Annotated in this window: 23 protein-coding genes; 6 read left to right on the plus strand and 17 right to left on the minus strand. The window is 69.3% G+C overall.

Annotation, left to right across the window (positions count from 1 at the left end):
- Positions 1–85 precede the first annotated feature (85 nt).
- Positions 86–1,357, minus strand: a complete 1,272-nt coding sequence (locus IEY84_RS19250) for an ABC transporter substrate-binding protein (protein ID WP_183545925.1) — start codon at positions 1,355–1,357, stop codon at positions 86–88.
- A 167-nt stretch (positions 1,358–1,524) separates the two neighbouring features.
- Between IEY84_RS19250 and IEY84_RS19255 the strand changes: the two genes are divergently transcribed.
- Together IEY84_RS19255 and nemA are read left to right on the plus strand one after the other, a co-directional pair.
- Complete coding sequence (locus tag IEY84_RS19255; protein ID WP_183545927.1) at positions 1,525–2,697, plus strand: ROK family transcriptional regulator; 1,173 nt, start codon at positions 1,525–1,527, stop codon at positions 2,695–2,697.
- Positions 2,698–2,720: 23 nt separating this feature from the next.
- Positions 2,721–3,812, plus strand: a complete 1,092-nt coding sequence (gene nemA / locus IEY84_RS19260) for an N-ethylmaleimide reductase (protein ID WP_183545929.1) — start codon at positions 2,721–2,723, stop codon at positions 3,810–3,812.
- Between the two features lie 119 nt (positions 3,813–3,931).
- On the opposite strand, the gene IEY84_RS19265 is transcribed toward nemA, so the two are convergent.
- Both IEY84_RS19265 and IEY84_RS19270 read right to left on the minus strand, forming a co-directional pair.
- Positions 3,932–4,573 (minus strand): NAD(P)-dependent oxidoreductase, encoded by a 642-nt coding sequence (locus IEY84_RS19265; protein WP_183545931.1) that lies wholly within the window; start codon positions 4,571–4,573, stop codon positions 3,932–3,934.
- A gap of 22 nt (positions 4,574–4,595) precedes the next feature.
- Complete coding sequence (locus tag IEY84_RS19270; protein WP_183545933.1) at positions 4,596–4,967, minus strand: DoxX family protein; 372 nt, start codon at positions 4,965–4,967, stop codon at positions 4,596–4,598.
- A gap of 105 nt (positions 4,968–5,072) precedes the next feature.
- On the opposite strand from IEY84_RS19270, the gene IEY84_RS19275 reads away from it, so the two are divergent.
- A complete protein-coding gene (locus IEY84_RS19275; protein ID WP_183545935.1) occupies positions 5,073–5,690 on the plus strand; it encodes a TetR/AcrR family transcriptional regulator in 618 nt (205 codons plus the stop codon).
- 95 nt (positions 5,691–5,785) lie between these two features.
- Entirely contained in the window at positions 5,786–7,246 is a 1,461-nt protein-coding gene (locus IEY84_RS19280) for an NCS2 family permease (RefSeq protein ID WP_183545937.1), read from the plus strand.
- A 28-nt stretch (positions 7,247–7,274) separates the two neighbouring features.
- Here IEY84_RS19280 and IEY84_RS19285 read toward each other — a convergent pair whose 3' ends face one another.
- The 13 genes from IEY84_RS19285 to IEY84_RS19345 all read right to left on the minus strand — a co-directional run bounded on the left by IEY84_RS19285 (position 7,275) and on the right by IEY84_RS19345 (position 18,142).
- Entirely contained in the window at positions 7,275–8,300 is a 1,026-nt protein-coding gene (locus IEY84_RS19285) for an Atu2307/SP_0267 family LLM class monooxygenase (protein WP_183545939.1), read from the minus strand.
- Between the two features lie 13 nt (positions 8,301–8,313).
- The gene (locus IEY84_RS19290; RefSeq protein ID WP_183545941.1) at positions 8,314–9,060 is read right to left on the minus strand and encodes an urease accessory protein UreD; all 747 of its coding nucleotides are present in this window, start codon (positions 9,058–9,060) and stop codon (positions 8,314–8,316) included.
- The gene (ureG, locus tag IEY84_RS19295; RefSeq protein ID WP_183545943.1) at positions 9,041–9,781 is read right to left on the minus strand and encodes an urease accessory protein UreG; all 741 of its coding nucleotides are present in this window, start codon (positions 9,779–9,781) and stop codon (positions 9,041–9,043) included. The genes IEY84_RS19290 and ureG overlap by 20 nt, the downstream gene beginning before the upstream one ends.
- A gap of 88 nt (positions 9,782–9,869) precedes the next feature.
- Positions 9,870–10,532 (minus strand): urease accessory UreF family protein, encoded by a 663-nt coding sequence (locus IEY84_RS19300; protein ID WP_183545946.1) that lies wholly within the window; start codon positions 10,530–10,532, stop codon positions 9,870–9,872.
- Positions 10,533–10,537: 5 nt separating this feature from the next.
- The gene (locus IEY84_RS19305) at positions 10,538–12,232 is read right to left on the minus strand and encodes an urease subunit alpha (protein ID WP_183545948.1); all 1,695 of its coding nucleotides are present in this window, start codon (positions 12,230–12,232) and stop codon (positions 10,538–10,540) included.
- Complete coding sequence (gene ureB / locus IEY84_RS19310; protein WP_308424457.1) at positions 12,232–12,576, minus strand: urease subunit beta; 345 nt, start codon at positions 12,574–12,576, stop codon at positions 12,232–12,234. The genes IEY84_RS19305 and ureB overlap by 1 nt, the downstream gene beginning before the upstream one ends.
- Positions 12,577–12,599: 23 nt before the next feature.
- Positions 12,600–12,902, minus strand: a complete 303-nt coding sequence (locus tag IEY84_RS19315; protein WP_183545950.1) for an urease subunit gamma — start codon at positions 12,900–12,902, stop codon at positions 12,600–12,602.
- Positions 12,903–12,927: 25 nt separating this feature from the next.
- The gene (locus IEY84_RS19320) at positions 12,928–13,605 is read right to left on the minus strand and encodes an ATP-binding cassette domain-containing protein (protein ID WP_183545958.1); all 678 of its coding nucleotides are present in this window, start codon (positions 13,603–13,605) and stop codon (positions 12,928–12,930) included.
- Positions 13,605–14,363, minus strand: a complete 759-nt coding sequence (urtD, locus tag IEY84_RS19325) for an urea ABC transporter ATP-binding protein UrtD (protein WP_183545960.1) — start codon at positions 14,361–14,363, stop codon at positions 13,605–13,607. Before urtD ends, IEY84_RS19320 begins: the two co-directional genes overlap by 1 nt.
- Positions 14,360–15,505, minus strand: coding sequence for an urea ABC transporter permease subunit UrtC (gene urtC, locus IEY84_RS19330; protein ID WP_229788839.1), 1,146 nt, complete (start codon positions 15,503–15,505; stop codon positions 14,360–14,362). The genes urtD and urtC overlap by 4 nt, the downstream gene beginning before the upstream one ends.
- On the minus strand, positions 15,502–16,386 hold the full coding sequence (gene urtB / locus IEY84_RS19335) for an urea ABC transporter permease subunit UrtB (RefSeq protein ID WP_183545962.1): 885 nt from the start codon (positions 16,384–16,386) through the stop codon (positions 15,502–15,504). Before urtB ends, urtC begins: the two co-directional genes overlap by 4 nt.
- Before the next feature lie 4 nt (positions 16,387–16,390).
- The gene (gene urtA / locus IEY84_RS19340; protein WP_183545964.1) at positions 16,391–17,632 is read right to left on the minus strand and encodes an urea ABC transporter substrate-binding protein; all 1,242 of its coding nucleotides are present in this window, start codon (positions 17,630–17,632) and stop codon (positions 16,391–16,393) included.
- A gap of 111 nt (positions 17,633–17,743) precedes the next feature.
- The gene (locus IEY84_RS19345; protein WP_183545966.1) at positions 17,744–18,142 is read right to left on the minus strand and encodes a MarR family winged helix-turn-helix transcriptional regulator; all 399 of its coding nucleotides are present in this window, start codon (positions 18,140–18,142) and stop codon (positions 17,744–17,746) included.
- Between the two features lie 95 nt (positions 18,143–18,237).
- Here IEY84_RS19345 and IEY84_RS19350 point away from each other — a divergent pair, with 95 nt between their 5' ends.
- A complete protein-coding gene (locus IEY84_RS19350; RefSeq protein WP_183545968.1) occupies positions 18,238–19,356 on the plus strand; it encodes a substrate-binding domain-containing protein in 1,119 nt (372 codons plus the stop codon).
- Positions 19,357–19,410: 54 nt separating this feature from the next.
- Positions 19,411–19,833 (plus strand): carboxymuconolactone decarboxylase family protein, encoded by a 423-nt coding sequence (locus tag IEY84_RS19355; RefSeq protein WP_183545970.1) that lies wholly within the window; start codon positions 19,411–19,413, stop codon positions 19,831–19,833.
- A 12-nt stretch (positions 19,834–19,845) separates the two neighbouring features.
- Here IEY84_RS19355 and IEY84_RS19360 read toward each other — a convergent pair whose 3' ends face one another.
- Positions 19,846–21,144, minus strand: coding sequence for an HNH endonuclease (locus IEY84_RS19360; protein WP_183545972.1), 1,299 nt, complete (start codon positions 21,142–21,144; stop codon positions 19,846–19,848).
- Positions 21,145–21,610 lie beyond the last annotated feature (466 nt).

A 21,610-nucleotide genomic window follows, 5' to 3' on the forward strand; every position in this document is an offset into this window, starting at 1 on the left:
CAAAGGGCGGCCGAGGAGCTGCGGCGGATGCTGCCCGCCGCAGCCCCTCGGACCGGGTGGATCATCAGGCTCGGACGAGCCCGGGTCACTCGGGCTTGTTGTCCTCGGCGGCCTCGACGAGGCCCTCCTGGAGCTCGGCGGCGTCGTTGTTGCTGCCGAACTTGGCGACGGCGGCGGTGATGTCGGTCAGCCAGTTGACCGAGGTCGCCGCACCGTGGGCGACCGAGGAGACGATCTCGTCCTCGGCCCACGACTTGATCGCGGTCTGCTGGTAGGCACCGAAGTCGGCGGTGTCTGCCGTGGTGCTGGCCGGGATCGAGCCCTTCGCCTTGTTGAAGGCCACCTGGCCCTCGTCGCTGGCGATGGTCTCGAGCCAGGCCTCGGTGCCGCTCGGGTTGGGACCGTCGACCGGCTTGGTGAACGAGTCGGCCAGGAAGTCGAAGACACCCTCCGTTCCGGGGACCGGGACCGCGGTGTAGTCGGTGTCGAGCGTCTTCTTCTGCTCCTGGAAGGCCGCCTCGGCCCAGTCGCCCATGACGTTGAACGCGGCCTGGCCGTCGATGACCAGCTGGGTCGCGTCGGGCCAGTCGAGCCCCTGACGGTCGGTGTTGGTCAGCGATAGCAACGTGCTGTAGTCCGCCAGCGCGGCCTCGACCTCGCTGCCGCTCCAGTCGGTGGTGCCGTCCCAGAGGCCGTTGTACGCCTCGGCGCCCAGATCGGCGAGGAGCACGGTCTCGAGCAGGTGGACCTGGGTCCAGTCGGTCGCGATCGAGAGCGGGATGATGCCCTTGGCCTTGATCTTCTTCAGGTCGGCGATCCAGGCGTCGAGCGAGTCGTAGGTCTTGTTGGCCTCGATGCCCGCCTTCTCCAGGACGGCAGGGTTGGCCCAGAGCATGTTGGCGCGGTGGATGTTCGAGGGGACGGAGTAGATGCCGCCGTCCTGCTTCAGCCGCTCGAGGAGACCCTCGGGGAAGCGCTCGTTCCAGCCCTTCTCCTCGTAGAGGTCGGTGAGGTCCTCGATCTGGCCGGCGTTGATGTAGTCGGTGAGCTCGGCACCGGCGTGCGCCTGGAAGGTGGCGGGCGGCTCGCCGTTCTGCAGGCGGGACTGGAGCACGTTCTTCGCGTCGCTGCCGGCACCACCGGCGACGGCACCGTTGACGAACTTCAGATCGGGGTTCTGCTCGTCGAACACCTTGACCAGGGCGTCGAGCCCGGCCTTCTCACTTCCCTCGGCCCACCAGGTGAAGACCTCCACCTCGTTGGTGTCGCCGCTCTCGCTGTCGCTCCCGCAGGCGGAGACCGCCAGCAGGCTCAGGGCGGCCAGGCCGGCAGCCAGGGCCTTACGCGTTGCGTTCATCTTGAATCCTCCGGTTGCGCGGCCGTCACGTCGGGGGTGATCTGGGTTACTCGCGGCCGCGTGCCGGGACAACGTACGCCTCGTGTTTCTGCCTAGTCAACGCATAACGCCAGACGTTTCCAACCTGAGATCTGTCGCAATTAGACATAATCACCTACAGTCTCGGCATGACCCCTCCGGAGTCGCGGCTGCGCGTCGCCAACCGTTCCCAGGTTCTGCATCTCCTGGGACGCTCGGCGCCGGTCAGCCGCGCCGAGCTCGCCCAGCGCACCGGGCTGTCTCGCAGCACCGTGTCGAGCATCGTCCAGGAGCTGCTCGCCTCCGAGCAGATCGTCGAGACCACAGGTGCCGCCCTGCCTCGCGGGGGAGGGCGACCGCCGTCGCTCCTCACCGTCAACGGTGCTCCCGGCACGCTCGTCGCTGTCGACATCGGCCACCGCCACGTCCGGGTCGCGGTCGCCGACCTGGCTGCGAAACCTCTCGCGGAGCACGAGATCCGGCTCGACGCCGACAACTCCCCCATCGAGACCATCGACCGCGCCGCCGCGATGGTGCGCGAGTGCCTGGTGGAGGCGGGCGTCGACCCGAGGACGGACCGGATCCTCGGCGTCGGCATGGGGATCCCCGGACCGGTCGACCCACACAGCGGCATCGTCGTCTCCCCCATCCTGGCCAACTGGATCGATCTGGCCCCGGGCCAGGAGATGGCCCGTCGCCTCGGCATGCCCGTGCACGTCGAGAACGACGCCAACCTCGGCGCGCTCGCCGAGTTCGTGCACGGCGCGGCCCGCGACGTCGACGACGTCATCTACGTCAAGGCCTCCAGCGGCATCGGCGCCGGGCTGATCCTGGCGGGCAAGCTCTTCCGGGGCGTGACCGGGATCGCCGGCGAGATCGGCCACGTACGGTTCGAGGAGAACGGCCCGATCTGCCGGTGCGGCAACCGCGGTTGTCTCGAGAAGGCGTTCGGCGGCTCCAGGCTCGTCGAGCTGCTGCAACCCGCCTATGCCGAGGCACTGAGTGTCGAACGGCTCCTCGAGCTCGCTCTGGAGGGCGACATCCGGGTCAACCGGATCCTCGATGACGCCGGCCGTGCCGTCGGCCGGGTGCTGGCCGACCTCTGCAACCACCTCAACCCGGCGCTGATCGTGGTCGGCGACACCATGCGCGACTCGGAGTCGTTCGTCCTCGGGATCAAGGACTCGATCGACCGTTTCACCCAACCCGACACCGCCGCAGCGCTCGAGGTGGTGCCCAGCGAGCTCGGCGAGAACGCCGGCGTCATGGGCGCGCTCGTCATCGCGAACTCGGCCGTTCCGGCGCAGCCGGGAACAATATGAGCAACCGCTCAGTTGAGCGCCACATGACTTCACTCTTCTCACCGTTGAGCCTGGGTTCGACCAACCTCCCCAACCGAGTCCTGATGGCACCGCTGACACGGATGCGCGCCAGCCAGCCCGGTGACGTACCCAACGCATTGATGGCCGACTACTACCGGCAGCGTGCCTCGGCAGGGCTGATCGTCTCCGAGGGCACCCAGATCTCGCCGCAGGGCAAGGGCTACATGGACACCCCCGGGATCCACTCGGCCGAGCAGGTCGAGGGGTGGCGGCAGATCACCGACGTCGTGCACGAGGCCGGCGGACGGATCGCGGCACAGCTGTGGCACACCGGCCGGGTCTCCCACGAGTCCTTCCACGACGGTGACCTTCCGGTCAGCGCCTCCGCGCTCCCTTATCGCAACCGCACGACCGTACGTGGCGAGGACGGCAACCCGACCCGGGTCAACTGCCCCACTCCCCGTGCCCTGGAGACCGAGGAGATCGCGGGCGTGATCGACGACTACCGTCGCGCCACCCGCAACGCCCGTGAGGCCGGCTTCGACCTGGTCGAGGTCCACGCCGCCCACGGCTACCTGCTGCACCAGTTCTCCAGCGCGAGCAGCAACGAGCGTACCGACTCCTACGGCGGCTCTCTGGAGAACCGCGCCCGCCTCACCCTCGAGGTGCTGGACGCGGTCGTCGGCGAGTGGGACACCGAGCACGTCGCCATCCGGATCTCCCCGATCGGCTCGTTCAACGGTGTCGAGGACCCTGAAGGCGCCGAGATGGGCCTCTACCTCGCCACCGAGATCGGCAAGCGCGGCATCGCGTTCCTGCATCTCTCCGAGCCCGACTGGGCCGGCGGCCCGGAGCTGAGCGACGACTACCGCAAGCAGCTGCGTACCGCACACCCCGGCCCGATCGTGGCCGCCGGCGCCTACACCTCCGAGAAGGCCGAAAGGCTCCTCGAGGCCGATCTGATCGACGCGGCCGCCTTCGGGCGTACGTTCATCGCCAACCCGGACCTGCCGCGACGCCTGCAGGAGAAGCTGCCGCTCAACGAGCAGAACCCGGCGACCTTCTACGGCGGCGGCAAGGCCGGTTACACGGACTACCCGGAGTGGAGCGCCTGAGTCCCTCGGGCCCCGCTAGAGCCCGCGCGGCGGAGAGCACCGACCCTGGTCTCCGCCGCGCCGCCCTACGGCGCCGATCATGTGGACCTCGGTGCTGAGCAGCTCGACCGCGTGCAGGGTCAGTTGCTGATGGCCGGCGCACGGCCTACGTACGCGAGGGACTCGGCCTGTGCCGCGGTGAAGGCGGCGATGTCAGCCCGGGAGACCGCGAAGCCGAGCCGGTCGCTGCCGAAGAAACCCGCGTGGACGTTGCCCGTCCTCGGCCCATCGGTCGGCCGGCTGAACCGGACGATCGTCCAGTCCAGGCCTGGATCCATGAGGGTCCGGCTCATGCCGGTCAGCTCCTCCACGGCACGCGGCCACACCGTCGTGGCGAGGAGACGGATCAGGCGCGTCGTCATGGTGGGCTTCTCCTGCGGGTCAAGGATCGACGGGGTGGCCTGGCCGACGACGCGGCGTACTCCATGCTTCTTCATCGCGGCCACGATGTTCTCCGTGCCACCGACGAGCGGGGTGCCGACCGCCTTGCGGTCCATGCTCGGGCCGAGGGTGGAGATGACGGCATCGGAGCCGGCGACCGCGGAATCGATGGCCTCGGCGTCGGACATCTCACCGATGACGAGGCGTACGTCGTCAGCCCAGGCCGACGGGATCTTGCGCGGGTTTCGGGCGTAGGCAGTCACGCTGTGGCCGCGGTCGAGCAACTCGGCCACGGTGAGGCTGCCGATGGCGCCGGTAGCGCCGAAGACGGTGACATTCATGGAGCGTTTCTCCTCAGACATGTCAGAAGGCGTACGGCCCGAAACGGCCCCAGGCGACGACGACCGCCACGAGGAGGATCGCGGCGTTGAAGACGATCGCGCCGGTCTCCTTGCGGCGGCGGTGAACGTTCATGGCAAGCACCATCACGACGGCCAGGCCGGTCGCGGCGAGCGGAGTCAGCGCGGGCAGTACGCCGAAGGCGGCGGGCAGGATCAGGCCGATCGCGGCCAACAGCTCCGTGAGGCCGATGAAGCGCACGGTGCCGGCCGAGTAGTCCTCCGCCCACGGCAGCTTCTCGGCGACTTTCTCCTTCGGCTGGGTCGACTTCATCACGCCGGCCATCAGGAACATCGCGGCCAGCAGGCCCTGCAGGATCCACAGGATCACGTTCATCGTGCTGTCTCTCTCGGAGTCGTTTAGTGGAGCGTGCGCTCCGTTTCGAGAACCATAACAACGTAAGTGGAGCGGGTATTCCGAATCCTCGGCTACGATGGACCCATGCGTGCCGATGCCGAGAGAAACCGTGAGCGAGTCCTCGAGGCCGCCCGCAGCGTCTTCGCGGAGCAGGGCCTGGACGCGTCTACGAACGAGATCGCCCGCCGGGCGGGCGTCGGCGTCGCGACACTGTTCCGCCGCTTCCCCACCCGTGACGACCTGGTGGGAGCAGTCTTCGCCGACCGGATGGCCGCCTACGTCGCCGCCACCGACGAGGCGTTGGCCGACCCCGACCCCTGGCACGGCTTCTGCGGCTACATCGAGCGGGTCTGCCAGATGCAGGCAGACGACCGCGGGTTTGCAGACGTGCTCACCCTCACCTTCCCGACCGCGAAGGCGCTCGAGGACGACCGTAACCGGGCCGCCGAGGGCCTCGGGGTGCTGTTGGAACGAGCCAAGGCGACCGGCAAGCTGCGCGAGGACTTCGCCCACCAGGACGTACCGCTGATCCTGATGGCGAACGCCGGCGTCGTCACGGCCACCCGTGACGCCGCGCCGGACGCCTGGAAGCGGCTCGTCGGCTATCTCATCCAGGCCTTCGCCGCGGAGGCTTTCCAGCCGCTGCCGGAGCCGCCGTCTCCGCGGCAGGTCTACCGCGCGCTCCTGCGGTTGTCGACGTAGGCCGGTTTCCGCCGCCAGTGAGGACGATCACGTGACATCGAACGCACGCCGATGCGGCTGCCCCACGAGCCGCCAGGATCTGCGAAGATTCCGCCGTGAGCACCTCGACCCCGGCACCTACCAACGCCGTTGACCGGTTCTTCCAGATCAGTGCCCGCGGCTCCACGGTCGGACGCGAGGTCCGCGGTGGCGTGGTCACCTTCTTCACGATGGCCTACATCGTCGCGCTGAACCCGCTGATCCTCGGGTTCGCCGAGGACATGAACGGGGACCTCCTGGGCGGCGCCAGCGGGGACAACCTGGCCGCGATCGCGGCCGGGACCGCGCTGGTGGCGGGTGTGATGACGATCCTGATGGGTGTCGTCGCCAACTACCCGATGGCGCTGGCGACGGGGCTCGGGCTCAACGCGTTCGTGGCGTTCTCGGTCGCCAGCCAGATGACCTGGGCGGACGCGATGGGCCTGGTCGTGATCGAGGGTCTGGTGATCCTCGTGCTCGTGCTGACCGGCTTCCGAGAGGCCGTCTTCCATGCGGTGCCGCGCGAGCTCAAGACCGCGATCTCCGTCGGGATCGGCCTGTTCATCGCGTTGATCGGCTTCGTCGACGCCGGTTTCGTACGCCGCATCTCCGACGCCGCGAACACCACCGTCCCGGTGCAGCTCGGCCCGACCGGGCAGCTCGCGGGCTGGCCGGTGCTGGTCTTCGTCATCGGCCTTGCTCTGGTCATCACCCTGTGGGTGCGCCAGGTCCGCGGCGCGATCCTGATCTCCATCGCCGCTACCACCGTGATCGCGATCATCGTCGAAGCCGTGGCGGACCTGGGCGCGAGCAGCGCCGAGAACCCGACCGGCTGGTCGCTCAACGTCCCGGCCATCCCGGACAAGATCGTCGACTGGCCCTCGTTCGCGACGCTGGGCGAGTTCAACCTGCTGGGTTCCTTCGAGAACGTCGGCATCGTGACCGCCATCCTGCTGGTCTTCACGCTCATGCTCGCCGACTTCTTCGACACGATGGGCACGATGACCGCGATCGGCTCCGAGGCCGGACTGCTGCAGAAGGACGGCACCCCGCCGCGTACGCGCTCGATCCTGGTCGTCGACTCGCTGGCCGCCGCTGCCGGTGGTGCCGGTGGCGTCTCCTCCAACACCTCCTACGTCGAGTCCGCCTCCGGCGTCGGCGAGGGCGCCCGCACCGGCCTGGCGGCCGTCGTCACCGGTGTGCTCTTCCTGCTGACCACCTTCCTGGCCCCACTGGTCACGGTGATCCCGTCAGAGGCAGCCGTGCCCGCTCTGGTGCTGGTCGGCTTCTTGATGATGCAGCAGGTCAAGGACATCGACTGGGCCGACCCGGACATCGCCATCCCGGCGTTCCTGACGATCGCGCTGATGCCGTTCACCTACTCGATCTCGGTCGGTATCGGCGCGGGTTTCCTCGCGTATGTGCTGATCAAGGTCGTACGCGGCAAGGCCAAGGCCATTCATCCGCTGATGTGGCTGGTCGCGGTGATGTTCACCATCTACTTCGCGATCCACCCGATCTCGAGCTGGCTGGGCTGACCTCCTGGGCTGAGCATGCCGGGCTGCCTCAGCCCAGCATGTCCTTGACGAGCGGCACGACCTGGGTGCCGTAGAGCTCGATCGAGCCCATCAGGTCCTCGTGGCGCACCTGGCCCTGGTCGTACTTCAGGTCGAACCGGTCGACGCCGAGCACCTTGATGGTGCCGGCCAGCTTCCGGGCGACCGTCTCCGGCGAGCCGACGTAGAGGGACCCGCCCTCGATCTCGCGCTCGAAGTCGCCGGGCGAAGGCGGCGGCCAGCCGCGCTCGCGACCGATCTGGGTACGCATCGCCAGCCAACCCTCGTAGACCGTCTCGCGCGCCTGCTCGTCGGTCGCCGCGACGAACCCGGGCGAGTGGACGGCGACGCGCTGCCGCGACACCCCGAACTCGTCCTGGGCGCGCTCGAAGAGGTCGATGTAGGGCGCGAACCGGTCGGCCGGACCGCCGATGATCGCCAGGAAGAGGCCGAAGCCGTGGCGGGCGGTGCGTACGACCGACTCCGGGCTCCCGCCGACGCCGACCCATGCGGTCAGGCCGTTCTCGGTGCGCGGGAAGACCTCCTGGTCGGTGAGTGCCGCGCGGGTGCGGCCCTCCCAGGTGACCTTCTCCTCCTTCAGCAGGGCGGCGAGCAGCTCGAGCCGCTCCTCGAAGAGCTCCTCGTAGTCGGCGAGGTCGAAGCCGAACAGCGGGAACGACTCGGTGAACGACCCACGCCCGGCGACGATCTCCGCGCGGCCCTGGGAGACCGCGTCGAGGGTGGCGAACCGCTCGAAGACCCGCACCGGGTCGTCGGAGCTGAGCACGGTCACGGCGGAGCCGAGCCGCAGTCGCTCGGTGCGGGAGGCGACCGCGGCGAGCACCATCTCCGGGCTGGAGACGGCGAAGTCGCGGCGGTGGTGCTCTCCCACGCCGAAGAAGTCGAGCCCGACCTGGTGGGCGAGCACGCCCTCCTCGACGATGTTCCGGATCACCTGCGCGTGGTGCTGCGGCTTGCCCTCGGCGTCGCGGGTGACCCCGCCGAAGGTGTCCAGGCCGAACTCGATGTCAGTCACGCCTGTTGAAACCTCAACCAGTCGTGGCGCATTCCCAGGGCTCTGCCGGGACCTCGTGGGTCTCGCCGGCCAGGTGGCGCCACAGGGTGCCGCCGCACTCCAGGTCGAGACGGCCGTCGGGGCAGGCGTCGGGCGGTACGTCTCGCCCGAGCGCCGTGACCGACGCGAGCACGCGGTGTTGGCCGAGGATGCCAGGCGCCAGCGATCTCGCGTCCAGGTCGAGGGACTCGATCAGGAGCGGCCGCCCGTCGGCCTGATGGGCCGACCAGGTGGTGGCCACCCGGCCGGGGCGCTCACGGTGGCGGCCGAGGACGACGGTCTCGCGCAGGGCGAGCCTCGCACCGGGAGCGAGGGTGACCCGGGTGTCACGGGTGACGTCGGCGCCGGCGGAGACGACGAAGGGCTCCCCGGCCCAGACCAGGCTAGCGTTCGCGGCGAGGGTGATCGCGACCGTCCAGGAAGCGTGGCCGCCGTCCATGTCGTAGGCGACCGTCCCGGCCGGCTCGATCAGGGTCAGGCTGGCGCCCTCCCCCACCTCGACCTCGACCGTGACCTGGTCACCGGCCAGGAGCATCGCGCCGTCGGGGACCAGCGAGATCCGCGCCGAGCGGGCGTCGCTGGCGAGCAGCATCGGCCGCAGTGCCGGCGCGGTCGAGGGTCCGGTGACGTCGGTCTCGACGCGCACGCGGCCGCCGTCGACCGCCCCGACCCGCACGCGGGTCAGGGAGCCGCTGGCCAGGTCAGGCGTGCTGGTGGTCATGTTCGTGCGTGTGGCTGGTGCCGACCGCGTGGAAGTGCGGCGCCATCGGGCCCGGGTCGGCCGGGACCAGCGCACCGCCTCGGTGCCGAGTCAGCTCGGACCTCACCCACGTCACCAGCGCCTCGACCGAGGCCGGGTCGGTGCGGGAGAGCGCGATGACCGGACGACCCTCTCGGACCGACCCCGCGTCGGAGACCATCGCGACCGGGTCGACACCGACGTACGGGGCCAGGTCGGTCTTGTTGACCACGAGCAGGTCGGCGCGCTCGATGCCCGGGCCCCCCTTGCGGGCGACGTCGCCACCGCCGGCGACGTCGATCAGGAAGATCTGGGTGTCGACCAGCGCCGGGGAGAAGGTGGCGGTGAGGTTGTCGCCGCCGGACTCGACCAGGACCACGTCGAGCGGCGCGAACTCCTCCTCGAGCTCCTCGACGGCGATCAGGTTGGCGGTGACGTCGTCGCGGATGGCGGTGTGGGGGCAGGCGCCGGTCTCGACCGCCCGGATGCGCGCCGGGTCGAGCACGCCGGCGGAGCGGAGGAAGCGGGCGTCCTCGTCGGTGTAGATGTCGTTGGTGACCACACCGATCTCCAGATCGGCGGAGAGCTCACGGCACAGCAGCGCGATGAGCGAGCTCTTGCCCGTCCCAACAGGTCCGCAAACCCCGATCCGCAGTCCCCTGGCCGCTTCGCTCGGGGTCGAGTCGGCTCGTTCTGACGTCAATCCATGCCGAGTCGGCTCGTTAGAACGAGCCGACTCGCGCTCTGATTCGGTCAGGATGAGCCGACTCGGCGTGTTTCTCGTCGTCTGTTCAGGCACTGAACAACCTCCTGGTCGTATGGGCGTGGGTCTGGGCCCACAGATCTAGCTGGGGCGCGCTGGGCGCCGGGATGTGATGGGGCTCGGTGAGCGGGGCGACGCCGGTGGCGAGCCGCTCGGCCTCCGGGAGCAGGTCGTGCACCCACGAGGTGGCATCGAGCGGGTCGAGGGGCAGCAGCTTGAGGGATGCCGAGGCGACCGTCTGCAGATCGTCGTACGCCACCAGCCGGCCCAGCGAGGTCGGCGCGATGCCACCGGTGGCGGCCGCCGCGGCTAGGACGAGCGGGCGGCAAGGCCGCTTGAGGCCGGCCACCTCCGCGACGTGCGTCGAGTCCGGAAACAGGCGCCTGACCAGCCGCAACAGTGCGCGACCGAGGGTGCGCGAGGTGTCCCGCATCGGGGCCGCGGGGGTGCGCGCCGCCCAGGCATCCAGCACCGGCTCCAGCGGCAGACCAGCGCGCAGCCGGTGCAGCGCCACCACCGCCGTGCCCGCCTCGACCCTCACCACGCTGGCCAGTCGCGACCGCATGAAGACCGGCACCTGATCGGCGGTGAGGCCGGAGCGTACGGCAGCCTCCAGCTGGCCCGACTGGGTGTGGCCGGCGACAGGGAGGCGGGCGTCGGCGAGCAGCATCATGAGCAGGTCGTCGGACATCGCGCTCAGAACATCGAGTAGAGCTGCGTCAGCGGCAGCTCGGTCGCGGGGGCGGGCTCGATCAGCTCGCCGTCCACGTGGATGCGGAAGGTCTCGGGCTCGACCCGGATCTCGGGGGTCGCGGAGTTGTTGACCATGTCGGCCTTGCCGATTTCGCGGGTGGGTGAGATCCCGACGAGACGTCGGCGCAGTCCGAGGCGATCGGCCAGCCCGGCCTCCAGCGCGGACGGGGCGACGAACGAGACCGCGTGGTCCGCTCCCGGCCCCACCAGCGTCGGTCGCATGAGCACCGGCTGCGGGGTCGGGATGGAGGCGTTCGGGTCGCCGAGGGCGCCCCAGATCAGGGCGCCGGACTTCATCACGACCTCGGGCCGGATGCCGAAGAACCGCGGGTCCCACAGGACCAGGTCGGCCATCTTGCCGGGCTCCACGGAGCCGACCTCGGCAGCGATCCCATGGGCGATGGCGGGGTTGATCGTGTATTTCGCGACGTACCTCTTGGCTCTGATGTTGTCCGCCTTCCCACCCAGCGAGCCGAGCCGGGCCTTCATCGCGTGGGCGACCTGCCAGGTGCGGCACACGACCTCGCCGATGCGGCCCATCGCCTGCGCGTCGGAGGAGGTGATGGACAGCGCGCCGAGGTCGTGCAGTACGTCCTCGGCGGCGATCGTGGTCGCCCGGATCCGCGACTCCGCGAAGGCCAGGTCCTCGGGCACGCGCGGGTTGAGGTGGTGGCAGACCATCAGCATGTCGAGGTGCTCGGCGACGGTGTTGACGGTGTGCGGCAGGGTCGGGTTCGTGGAGCCGGGGATGACGTACGGCAGCGAGGCGACCGTGAGGATGTCGGGCGCGTGCCCTCCCCCGGCACCCTCGGCGTGGAAGGCGTGGATGGAGCGGCCGGCGATCGCTGCGACCGTCGACTCCAGGTAGCCGGCCTCGTTGAGCGAGTCCGAGTGCAGCGCGACCTGCAGGCCGTGCTCGTCGGCGGCCTTGAGGGCGGCGTCGATCGCTGCCGGGGTCGAGCCCCAGTCCTCGTGGACCTTGTAGGCGGCGGCTCCGGCCAGCGCCTGCTCGGCCAGCCCGGCCGCGGAGACGGTGTTGCCCTTGCCCATCAGCAGCAGGTTGACCGGCATGTCGTCGAGCGCGCGGTGGATGGTCTCCAGGTGCCACGGTCCGGGGGTGACCGTGGTGGCCTTCGAGCCCTCCGAGGGTCCGGTTCCGCCGCCGCCCACGGTGGTGATCCCGGTCGAGATCGCCTCGACGATCTGGGACCGGGACAGCAGGTGCACATGGACGTCGATCGCCCCAGCGGTGAGGATCTTCCCCTCGCCGCTGACCACGTCGGTGCCCGGTCCGATGACCAGGTCGGGGTGGACGCCGTCGGCGATGTCGGGGTTCCCGGAGCGGCCCAGGGCGACGATCCTCCCGCCGCGGATCCCGACGTCGGCACGGACGATGCCCCAGTGGTCGAGCACGAGCGCGTTGGTGATCACGGTGTCGAGAGCACCCTCGGCCCGCGGCACCGTCGACTGGTTCATCGACTCGCGGATCGACTTGCCGCCGCCGAAGACCGACTCCTCGCCACCCGCGGTCAGGTCGTCCTCGACCTCGATCCAGAGATCGGTGTCACCGAGGCGCACCTGGTCGCCGGTCGTGGGGCCGTAGAGCGCGGCGTACTCGCTCCTGCTGATCTCCACCATCACGCACCGCCCTCGGTGGTCGAGCCTGTCGAGACCACGGAGATTCCGGGCACGATGCGCGCACCCTTGAACGCGACGATCGCGACCTCACGTGACGCCCCCGGCTCGAACCGGCGCGAGGTGCCGGCGGGGATGTCGAGCCGGAACCCCTCGGCCGCCTCGCGGTCGAAGTCGAGGGCGGAGTTCACCTCGGCAAGGTGGATGTGGGAGCCGATCTGGACCGGCCGATCGCCGGTGTTGAGAACCACCAACGTACGCCGCTCCGACTCGCTCCGGTCGGTGTTGAGCCGGATGGTGCCGTCGGCGACGCGTACGGCTCCGGGACCGCTGGACTGCATGGACATGCTGGGCTCCTCAGGGCTGGGCGTCAGGCGATGGGCTGGTGGATGGTGACGAGCTTGCGGCCGTCGGGGAAGGTCGCCTCGACCTGCACCTCGACGAGCATGTCGACCACGTCGGGCATGACCTGCTCGCGGGTCAGCACGGCGCGGCCCCGCGTCATCAGGTCGGAGACCAAGGCACCCTCGCGTGCCCGCTCGATCACCCAGGTGGAGAGCAGGGCGACGGACTCGGGGTAGTTGAGGAGCACCCCGCGGGCAAGCCGGTCGCGAGCGACCATCCCGGCCACGGACAGCAGCAGCTTCTCGGTGTCGGACGGGGTCAGATGCATCTCGCCAACTCTCTGGACGGCCGGCCTAGACGGCCAGCTGGGATCGGACGTGGTCGTGCGCCTCGGAGCCGCCGTCACCGCGGGCGGTGATCCGGCCGGACTCGAGGATGTAGTAGGCAGAGGCAGTACGCAGCGCGAACCCGACGTGCTGCTCGACCAGCAGCACGGTGAGGTCGCCGCGACCGGTGAGCTCGGCGATCACCCGTTCGATCTCGGCGACGACGTTGGGCTGGATGCCTTCGGTCGGCTCGTCGAGGATGAGCAGCCGCGGCCTGGTCAGCAGCGTTCGCGCGATCGAGAGCTGCTGGCGCTGGCCGCCGGAGAGCAGCCCGGCCCGCCTGCCGAGCAGGTCCTTCAGCGCGGGGAACAGGTCGAGCATCTCGCTGATCCCGGCCCGGTCGCCGACCAGCTGGAGGTTCTCCAGCGCCGTCATGTCGCCGAAGCTCTGCTGGCCCTGCGGGACGTAGCCCAGGCCCCGCTTGACGCGTGCGCTCGGCCTCAACCCGGTGACGTCCTCGCCGTCGAGCAGCACCCGTCCGCTCTTGGCCCGGACCAGCCCGACCGCCGCCTTGAGCAGGGTCGTCTTGCCGGCGCCGTTGTGTCCCATCAGCGCCACCGCGGCGCCGGTCGGGACCTCGAGGCTGACCTCGTGGAGCACCGTGGTGCGGCCGTAGCCGCCGGTGACCGACTCGATCCTCAGCATCAGGCGTCCTCCCCTGTGGTTTCGGTGACCGCGGCGACGGTGTCGCCCAGATAGACCCGCTGCACCTCGGCGTCCTCCCGGATCTCGGCGGCGGTGCCCTCGGCAATCACCTTCCCGGCATGCAGGACCGTGACCACGTCGGCGAAGCGTCGTACGAAGTCCATGTCGTGCTCGATGACCACGACCGTCCGCTCCGGGCTGATCCGGCGCAGCAGCTCCCCGGTCGCCTCCCGCTCCTCGGCCGACATCCCGGCGACGGGCTCGTCGAGCAGCATCACCGAGGAGTCCTGCACCAGCAGCATGCCGATCTCCAGCCACTGCTTCTGCCCGTGCGAGAGCACGCCCGCGGGCCGCTCCGCCAGCTCCGTGAGCCCCACGGTCTCCAGCACCTCGGCGACCTGCTCGGACATCCCCCGCCGCGGCAGCATCAGCCGCCACCGCGCCCGGTGCACGCCGGCTGCGATGTCGAGGTTCTGCAGCACGCTGAGCTCCTCGAAGACCGTCGCGGTCTGGAACGTACGTCCCACCCCGAGGCGGGTGATCTTGTGCGATGCCAGCGTGAGCAGATCGCGTGTGCGATAACGCGCTTCACCACTTCCGTGCGCCAGACCGGTCAGGGCGTCCACCAGCGTGGTTTTTCCGGCGCCGTTGGGGCCGATCAGGAAGTGCAGCCGGCCCGGCTCGAGCGTCAATGACACCCCGTCGATCGCCACGAACCCGTCGAACTCGACCCGCAGGTCGCTCACCGTCAGCGTCATCGCGCTGCCGCCTCCTCGGATGCTGACCGAGTTACCTCGGTCTCGCCCTGCTCCCCTCGTGGAACTCCACGAAGTAAGTGATCGCCCACCGAGTTACCTCGGTGAACATTCGCTCTCCTCACCAGCCCCAGCAGCTGCGCCAGCCCGCCCGGCAGCAGCAGGATGACCAGCACGAACAGCGCCCCCTGGAAGTAAGACCACGACCCCGGAAAGGCCTCGGAGAGCGAGGTCTCCGCATACCCGATCAGGAGCGCGCCGACGGCCGGCCCGAGCAGCGAGGCACGCCCGCCCAGCGCGACCCCGGCGAGCAGCCCGATGGAGGCGACCACGCCGACGTCGTCGGGCGAGACGATCCCGGCGATCGGCACGAAGAGCGCGCCGCCGATCGAGGCCAGGACGGCCGCGATGACGTACGCCGCCAGCTTGACGTTGGCTGGGTCGGTGCCGAGGAACCGCACCCGCTCCTCGCCGTCGCGGACGGCGACCAGCAGCTCACCGAAGCGGGTGCGGTAGAGCCAGGCCATCGCCAGGATCGAGACCAGCAGAATCCCGGCGGCGATGAAGTAGAGCATCCGCTTGTTGGCCGGATCGAACAGGGCGAACCCGAAGAAGCCCTGGAAGTTGTTGAGGCCGTTGGCGCCGCCGGTGGTCTTCACCTGGCCGACGAGCAGGATCGCGAAGGCGGCGGCGAGCGCTTGGCTCAGGATGGCGAAGTACGCCCCCTTGATCCGCCGCTTGAAGACCGCGAGCCCCAGCAGGCCCGCCACCAGTGCCGGGAGGACGAGGATGACGACCAGAGCGAGCCCGCCGTTGCGCAATGGCTCCCACCAGCCCGGCACCGTGGCGTCGCCGTAGAGCGCCATGAAGTCCGGCACTCCGCCGGGGCCGGCGTCGGCGAGCTTGAGGTGCATCGCCATCGCGTAGGCACCGATGCCGAAGTAGAGCCCCTGGCCGAGCACCAGCATCCCGCCACGGCCCCAGGCGAGGCCGATACCGACCGCGGCGATGGCGTAGCAGCAGTACTTCGCGAGCAGGCCGAGGCGGAAGTCGGACAGGACCGCCGGGGCGAGGACGAGCAGGGCGACCGCGAGCAGAAGCCAGCCGACGTACGGATAGGCGTGTTTCAGAGTGGGGAGTCTCATGCCAGGCTCCTGGTCCGGACCGAGAGGATGCCCTGCGGACGCAGCTGCAGGAACGCGACGATCGCCAGGAAGACGATCACCTGGGCGACCGAGCCGGTCAGGGCGTGAGCTAGGAACGCCTGGAGCAGGCCGATCCCGAGAGCCGCGACGATCGTGCCCTTGAGGTGCCCGATGCCGCCGACCACGACCACGAGGAACGCCTGGACGATGTAGGACGTGCCGAGGTTGGGGCCGGTCGAGCCGAGCAGCGTGAGCGCCACCCCGGCGACGCCGGCCAGGCCGGACCCGATGAAGAAGGTGGCCCGGTCGGTACGTCGGGTCGAGATGCCGATGGTCTCGGCGAGGTCGCGGTTGCCGACGGTCGCCCGGATCTGGCGCCCGAGGGCGGTGAACCGGAGCACCGCCAGCAGCGCCGCGACGCAGAGCCCGGCCAGGACGATGATGAAGAGCCTGGTCAGCGGGAAGTCGTAGCCCAGGATCGGGATCGACCCGTCGAGCCAGCCCGGCGCGGGCACCTCCTTGGCGGGAGCCCCGAAGATGTCGCGGGCGACCTGCTGCAGGATGAGACCGACGCCGTAGGTGACCAAGAGCGTGTCCAGCGGACGGGCGTACATCCACCGCAGCACGCTCGCCTCGAGCGCCAGCCCGAGCAGGCCACCGATCACGAACCCCACAGGGAGCGCGATCAGCAGACTCAGCTCGGTGCTGGCGACGATGGTCGAGACGACATAGGCGGTGTACGCGCCGGCCATGATGAACTCGCCGTGGGCCATGTTGATCACGCCCATCTGACCGAAGGTCAGGGTGAGCCCGAGGGCGATGAGGAGCAGGACCGCACCGGCGGAGATGCCGGTGAAGACCTGGGCGAGCAGCGCGTCCAACGGGCTAGTTCTTCCACCAGTCGTAGGACTTCAGGTACGGGTCCGGCTCGATCGGCTTGTCGCTGGACCAGACCGTGTCGATCAGGCCCTCGGAGTTCACCTGGCCGATGAGCGCGGTCTTGGCGATGTGGTGGTTCTCGCCGTCGACCTCGACGGTGCCCTCCGGCGCGTCGTAGGTGACGCCGTCGGAGGCGTCGATGACGTCCTCGACCTCGAACGAGTCGGCCTTCTCGACCATGCCCTTCCACAGGTGCAGCGAGGTGTAGGCCGCTTCCATCGGGTCGGAGGTGACCGCCTTGGCGCCGTTGGCCGCCTTGAAGTCGGTGACGAACTTCTGGTTCGCCGGGCTGTCGATGGTCTGGTAGTAGTTCCACGCGGTGTACTGCCCCTCGAGGTTGCCCACGCCGACACCCGGGACCTCCTCCTCGGCGATCGAGACCGAGAGCACCGGCATCGCCGAGGCGGTCAGGCCCTTGCCCTTGTACTCCTTGAAGAAGGCCACGTTGGAGTCGCCGTTGAGGGTGTTGAAGACCGCGTCCGCGCCGGCGGCCTTGACCTTGTCGACGACCGTGCCGAAGTCGGTCGAGCCTAGGGGCTGGTACTCCTCACCGAGGACCTCGATGCCGTTGGCGGCGGCGTACTGTTTGATGATCTTGTTGGCCGTGCGCGGGAAGACGTAGTCGGAGCCGACCAGGAAGATCGACTCGATCTTCTTCTCCTGCTTGAGGAAGTCGAGGGCAGGGATGATCTGCTGGTTCGTGGTCGCGCCGGTGTAGAAGATGTTGTGCGAGGACTCCAGGCCCTCGTACTGCACCGGGTAGAAGAGCAGCGCGTCGTTGCCCTCGAAGACCGGCAGCATCGCCTTGCGCGAGCTGGAGGTCCAGCCGCCGAAGACGGCCGCGACGCAGTCGTCCTGGATCAGCTTGGTCGCCTTCTCGGCGAAGACGGTCGGCTCGGACTGGCCGTCCTCGCTGACGATCTCGAGCTTCTTGCCGAGCACGCCGCCGTCGGCGTTGATCTCCTCGGCCGCCATCGACAGGGACTTGAAGACGGTCGTCTCGCTGATCGCCATCGTCCCGGACAGGGAGTTGAGGAAGCCGATCTTGATGGTGTCGCCGCTGGTGTCGACGCAGCTCTCGCTGGTCGCGGTGTCACCGGTCTTGGCGCCGCCGCAGGCAGTCGCGGTCATGCCCAGAGCGAGCACCGAGCTGGCCGCGAGGAGGCGGCTCGAGAATTTCGTACGCACGGGGGAGGTCCTTCCATCGGACAATTGCTCTCGAATGGAAGGAATCTAGGGATGGGTTGTTTCGCTGGCGTATCGGACTCTGTGAGGATTTGTTTCCAGACGGAAACGCCTTCAGGGCAGCTTCTCGAGCACCGTCCGCAGGTCGCGGGCCACCCTGGCCACGGCCTCGTTCTGCTGCTGGGCTCGGATCTCCCGGGCCGCCGAGGCGCCCACCGGCGAGAGCGCGACCACGGCGCGGCGCTTGTCCTCGGCATGGATCTTGCGCAGCACCAGCCCGCGCTCGACCAGCCGGTCGACGTGCCGGGTCAACGTGCCGGCCGGGAGCGCGGCGCCGTCAGCGAGACGCGTCATCGTCTGGCCCGGATCGTCGAGCAGCACACTGAGGATGCGCCATTGCTCCGCGGTGAGGTCGAACTCGGCGTACGCCTCGGCGAGCGCACGCTCGATCCGGCGCTGTGCCCGGGCGAGCAGCACAGCAAGATCCGTGACTGCCGTCTCGGCAACCTCCATGAGTCCTCCCCACGATCGCTGTCTGCCGTACCCTAACCACCCAACGGCTCAATGGTGAGTCATCAGGGCAACATTCCGTTCGGGAGCAGGCGTCGATGACCCCACCGTCGTTCACCCCGGCGTCCCATGCCCTGCTGGGCCTCGCACCCCGCCCGAAGGGCGCCGTCTCGATCGCGTTCGTCGTCCCGATGCAGGGTCCGACCGGCATCTACGGCCCCGGCTGCCTGGCCTGCGGCGAGCTCGCCGCGGAGGAGCTCAACGCCGGCGGCGGGATCGCCGGGAAGCCGGTCGAGCTGGTCGCGATCGATGCCGGGCGCGCACCCCACGAGGTCGCCGCCGAGGTCGCTCGGCTCGTCGACCTCGGCCGGGTCGACGCGATCGCGGGCTGGCACATCTCCGCCGTACGCCAGGCGATCACCGCCCGCGTCGGCGGCCGAGCGCTCTACGCCTTCGCCGCCATGCACGAGGGCGGCGACGACACTCCTGGGGTCTTCATGATCGGCGAGCGCCCGGTCAACCAGCTGCTCCCCGCCACCACCTGGATGCGCGCCAACCACGGCGTCTCCCGCTGGGCGGTGGTCGGCAACGACTACGTCTTCCCGCGCGTCACCGGGTCCACGGCCCGGGCGGCGCTGCGCGGTTCGCACTCGGAGGTCGTGAGCGAGACGTACGTCCCGCTGGGCACCCGCGACTTCGCCGGTGTGCTGCGTGGTCTCGAAGGTGGCGAGCAGGACGGGGTGATCATGCTCCTGATGGGGCAGGACGCGGTGCACTTCAACCGCCAGTTCGCCGCCGCCGGACTGAGCTCGTCGCTGACCCGGCTGAGCCCCGCGGTCGAGGAGAACACCCTGCTCGCCGGTGGCGCCGGCGCCAATGCCAACGTCTTCGCGGCCGCCGCCTACTTCGACGGCCTCACCACCCCCGAGTCGGCCGGCCTGGCCGAGCGCTACTACCGCCGCTTCGGTGAGTACGCGCCCTCCCTCAACGCCGTGGGCGAGTCCTGCTACGAGTCGCTGATGTTCCTGCGTCAGATCGGCGACGCCTGCGGTTCCCTCGAGGTCGAGCCCGCGCTGCGCCTCACCGACCACCACACCTACTCCAGCCCCCGCGGCCTGATGCGGATGCACGGCAACCTCGTCGACCAGGACGTCTACATCGCCGCCGCCGACGGCCTCCGCTTCGAGATCCAGGAGCAGATCGCGTACGCCTCCTAGCTCTCGCTCCGATCCGTTGACTTCGAGCGCGCTCCAACTCCTAGCGTGCGCGACATGACGTACGACAACCCGACCCAGGACCCCGCCGCCCGCGCCGCTCGCCACGAGCACGGCCGCCAGATCCTCGACGCCGTTGACGGCGAGGCCGGCGCCCGAGTGATCGACTCCCTCGCCGACATCGCCCCAGAGCTCGGCCACCAGGTGGTCGCCTGGGGCTTCGGCGAGATCTACGCCCGCCCCGGCCTCGAGCCGCGGGACCGACAGCTCGTCACCCTCGGCATGCTCACCGCCCTGGGCGGCTGCGAGCCCCAGCTCGAGGTCCACATCAACGCCGCCCTCAACGTAGGTCTGACCCCCGAGCAGATCATCGAGGCATTCCTCCACTCCGCCGTCTACTGCGGCTTCCCCCGCGCCCTGAACGCCACCTTCACCGCCAAGAAGGTCTTCGCCGAACGCGACCTCCTCCCCCTCGCCTGACCGCGACACGGGTCAGGCGACGAGGGTGTGGTCGACAAGTACGTCGCGCAGCACGAGCTCAGCCCGGGACAGTGGCGGCGGATCCGGTTTCCAGGTGTCTGGAGGCGGGCTGATGTAGGTGTGCCCAGTAGGTGTGATGGTGATGATGCTGCCGTCGGGTCCGGGTCTGGTCTGCCAGCCGAGGGCTTCCTTCGCTTGATTGCCCCTTTCGCAGAGACCCTGCAGGTTCTCCGCTCTGGTTTCGCCGCCGTCTGCGTGGCGCTCGACGTGGTCGATGTTCCGGATCGGGGCGTCGCAGCCGACGGTGCGGCAGATCCCGCCGTCGCGGGTCGTGATGAACTCCGCCAGCCCGTCAGGTGCTTTCCGGGAGCGGGACTCCATCGCGACCAACTGGCCGGCGGGGTCGGTGAACAGTCTCCGCACAAACACCTCGGCGTCCGAGAGTGCTTCACGGGCCCAGCCTGCGAGGACGGGTCCATAGCCCTCCACCATGGCGGGCTGGTCGCTCTCGTTGGTGAGGGTGTCGGCGGTCATCACGATCTTGACCTCGATCCGAGGCTTCATCCCTTCGGTGCCGGCGCGTCCGGTGACCCTGTCGACCAATGTGTCGGCCATGACCTGACCGCGAGTTCGCTCATCACCAGCCGCCTGCGCAGCCTTCGCAGCTTGGTCCAACGCCGCATAAACAGCGACACCGTCCTTGACTGGGAGCAGTGCGCCGAGCCAGGTCATGGTGTCCGGTGCGGGTCGGACGCTGACCCGGCGGTCCCTCTCCGCGTTCGCTGCTCGGTTGACGACGGATTCTTGGTCGAGGGTGATGGCGAGCTTCTTGGCGGCGTTCTCGAGCTGCCGTAGGCCCATGGCCACGACCTTCGGAGCCTGCCCGTCGTCACCGAGTGCGCAGAGCTGGTAGTCGATGACTCGACGGTCCTCGACCGACAGGCAGGCGGTCTCGCGGGCGAGGATGGTGGCCTGCCACTGCGAGAACAACCCGATCTTCATCAATGCGTACGTGTGTGGCATCTCCGCCACCAACACCTTCGCCAGCCCCAACGCGCTTGCACCTTTGGCGGGTGAGACCCGCCGCGCCAACGCCACCTGGGACGCGACGCCCTCGCCGAGCTTGCGGGCAGGGACCCCTGCTTCGGCCTGGCGTGCGCGGACAGCGTCCTCGAGGCGTACCGCCGCTTCTGCCTGCACCGCTTCAGCGATGCACTTGACCTCTTCGAGCCGAGTGATCCAGTCGACCAGCTCACTCTCGGACGCACCCAGGGGCGGCCCGGTCAGGAGTTGGTCGATGGTCTCGTTCATACAGCCAATTATATGCGAAACGGCACGTCGCCGCTACCTGTTTGTGCTGGTCAAACCCGAATTACGCGGTCCACGAACAGGTAACGTGATCTCCGCGCCACACCCTCGCCGCCGCCCCGATACTGGCGAAATTCTTTCTCGATCAGGTGCCGGGTCAAGGACCGCGGAGCGGCCGGCGAAGCCGGCGGGCCGAAGGCCCGTCCTTGAGGCGGTGGCTGATCGAGAAACAATCAATACAAGGGTCGGCGGCGAACCCAGAAACGAAGAAACGGTCACATTGGCAAGGTTTCCCGAACCAACCGTGTTGGTCTCGACACGCCTCCGCCTAGCGGCTCCGGCGGCTCGACCAGCGGGGCGGCTCCGGCGGCTCGACCAGCGGGGTGGCTGCGGCGGCTCGACCAGCGGGGCGGCTCCGGCGGCTCGACCAGCGGATGGGCGAAAGCCTCGGAGCACGACGCGCTCCGAG

This window comes from Nocardioides albus, from assembly GCF_014648255.1.
Lineage (GTDB): Bacteria > Actinomycetota > Actinomycetes > Propionibacteriales > Nocardioidaceae > Nocardioides > Nocardioides albus.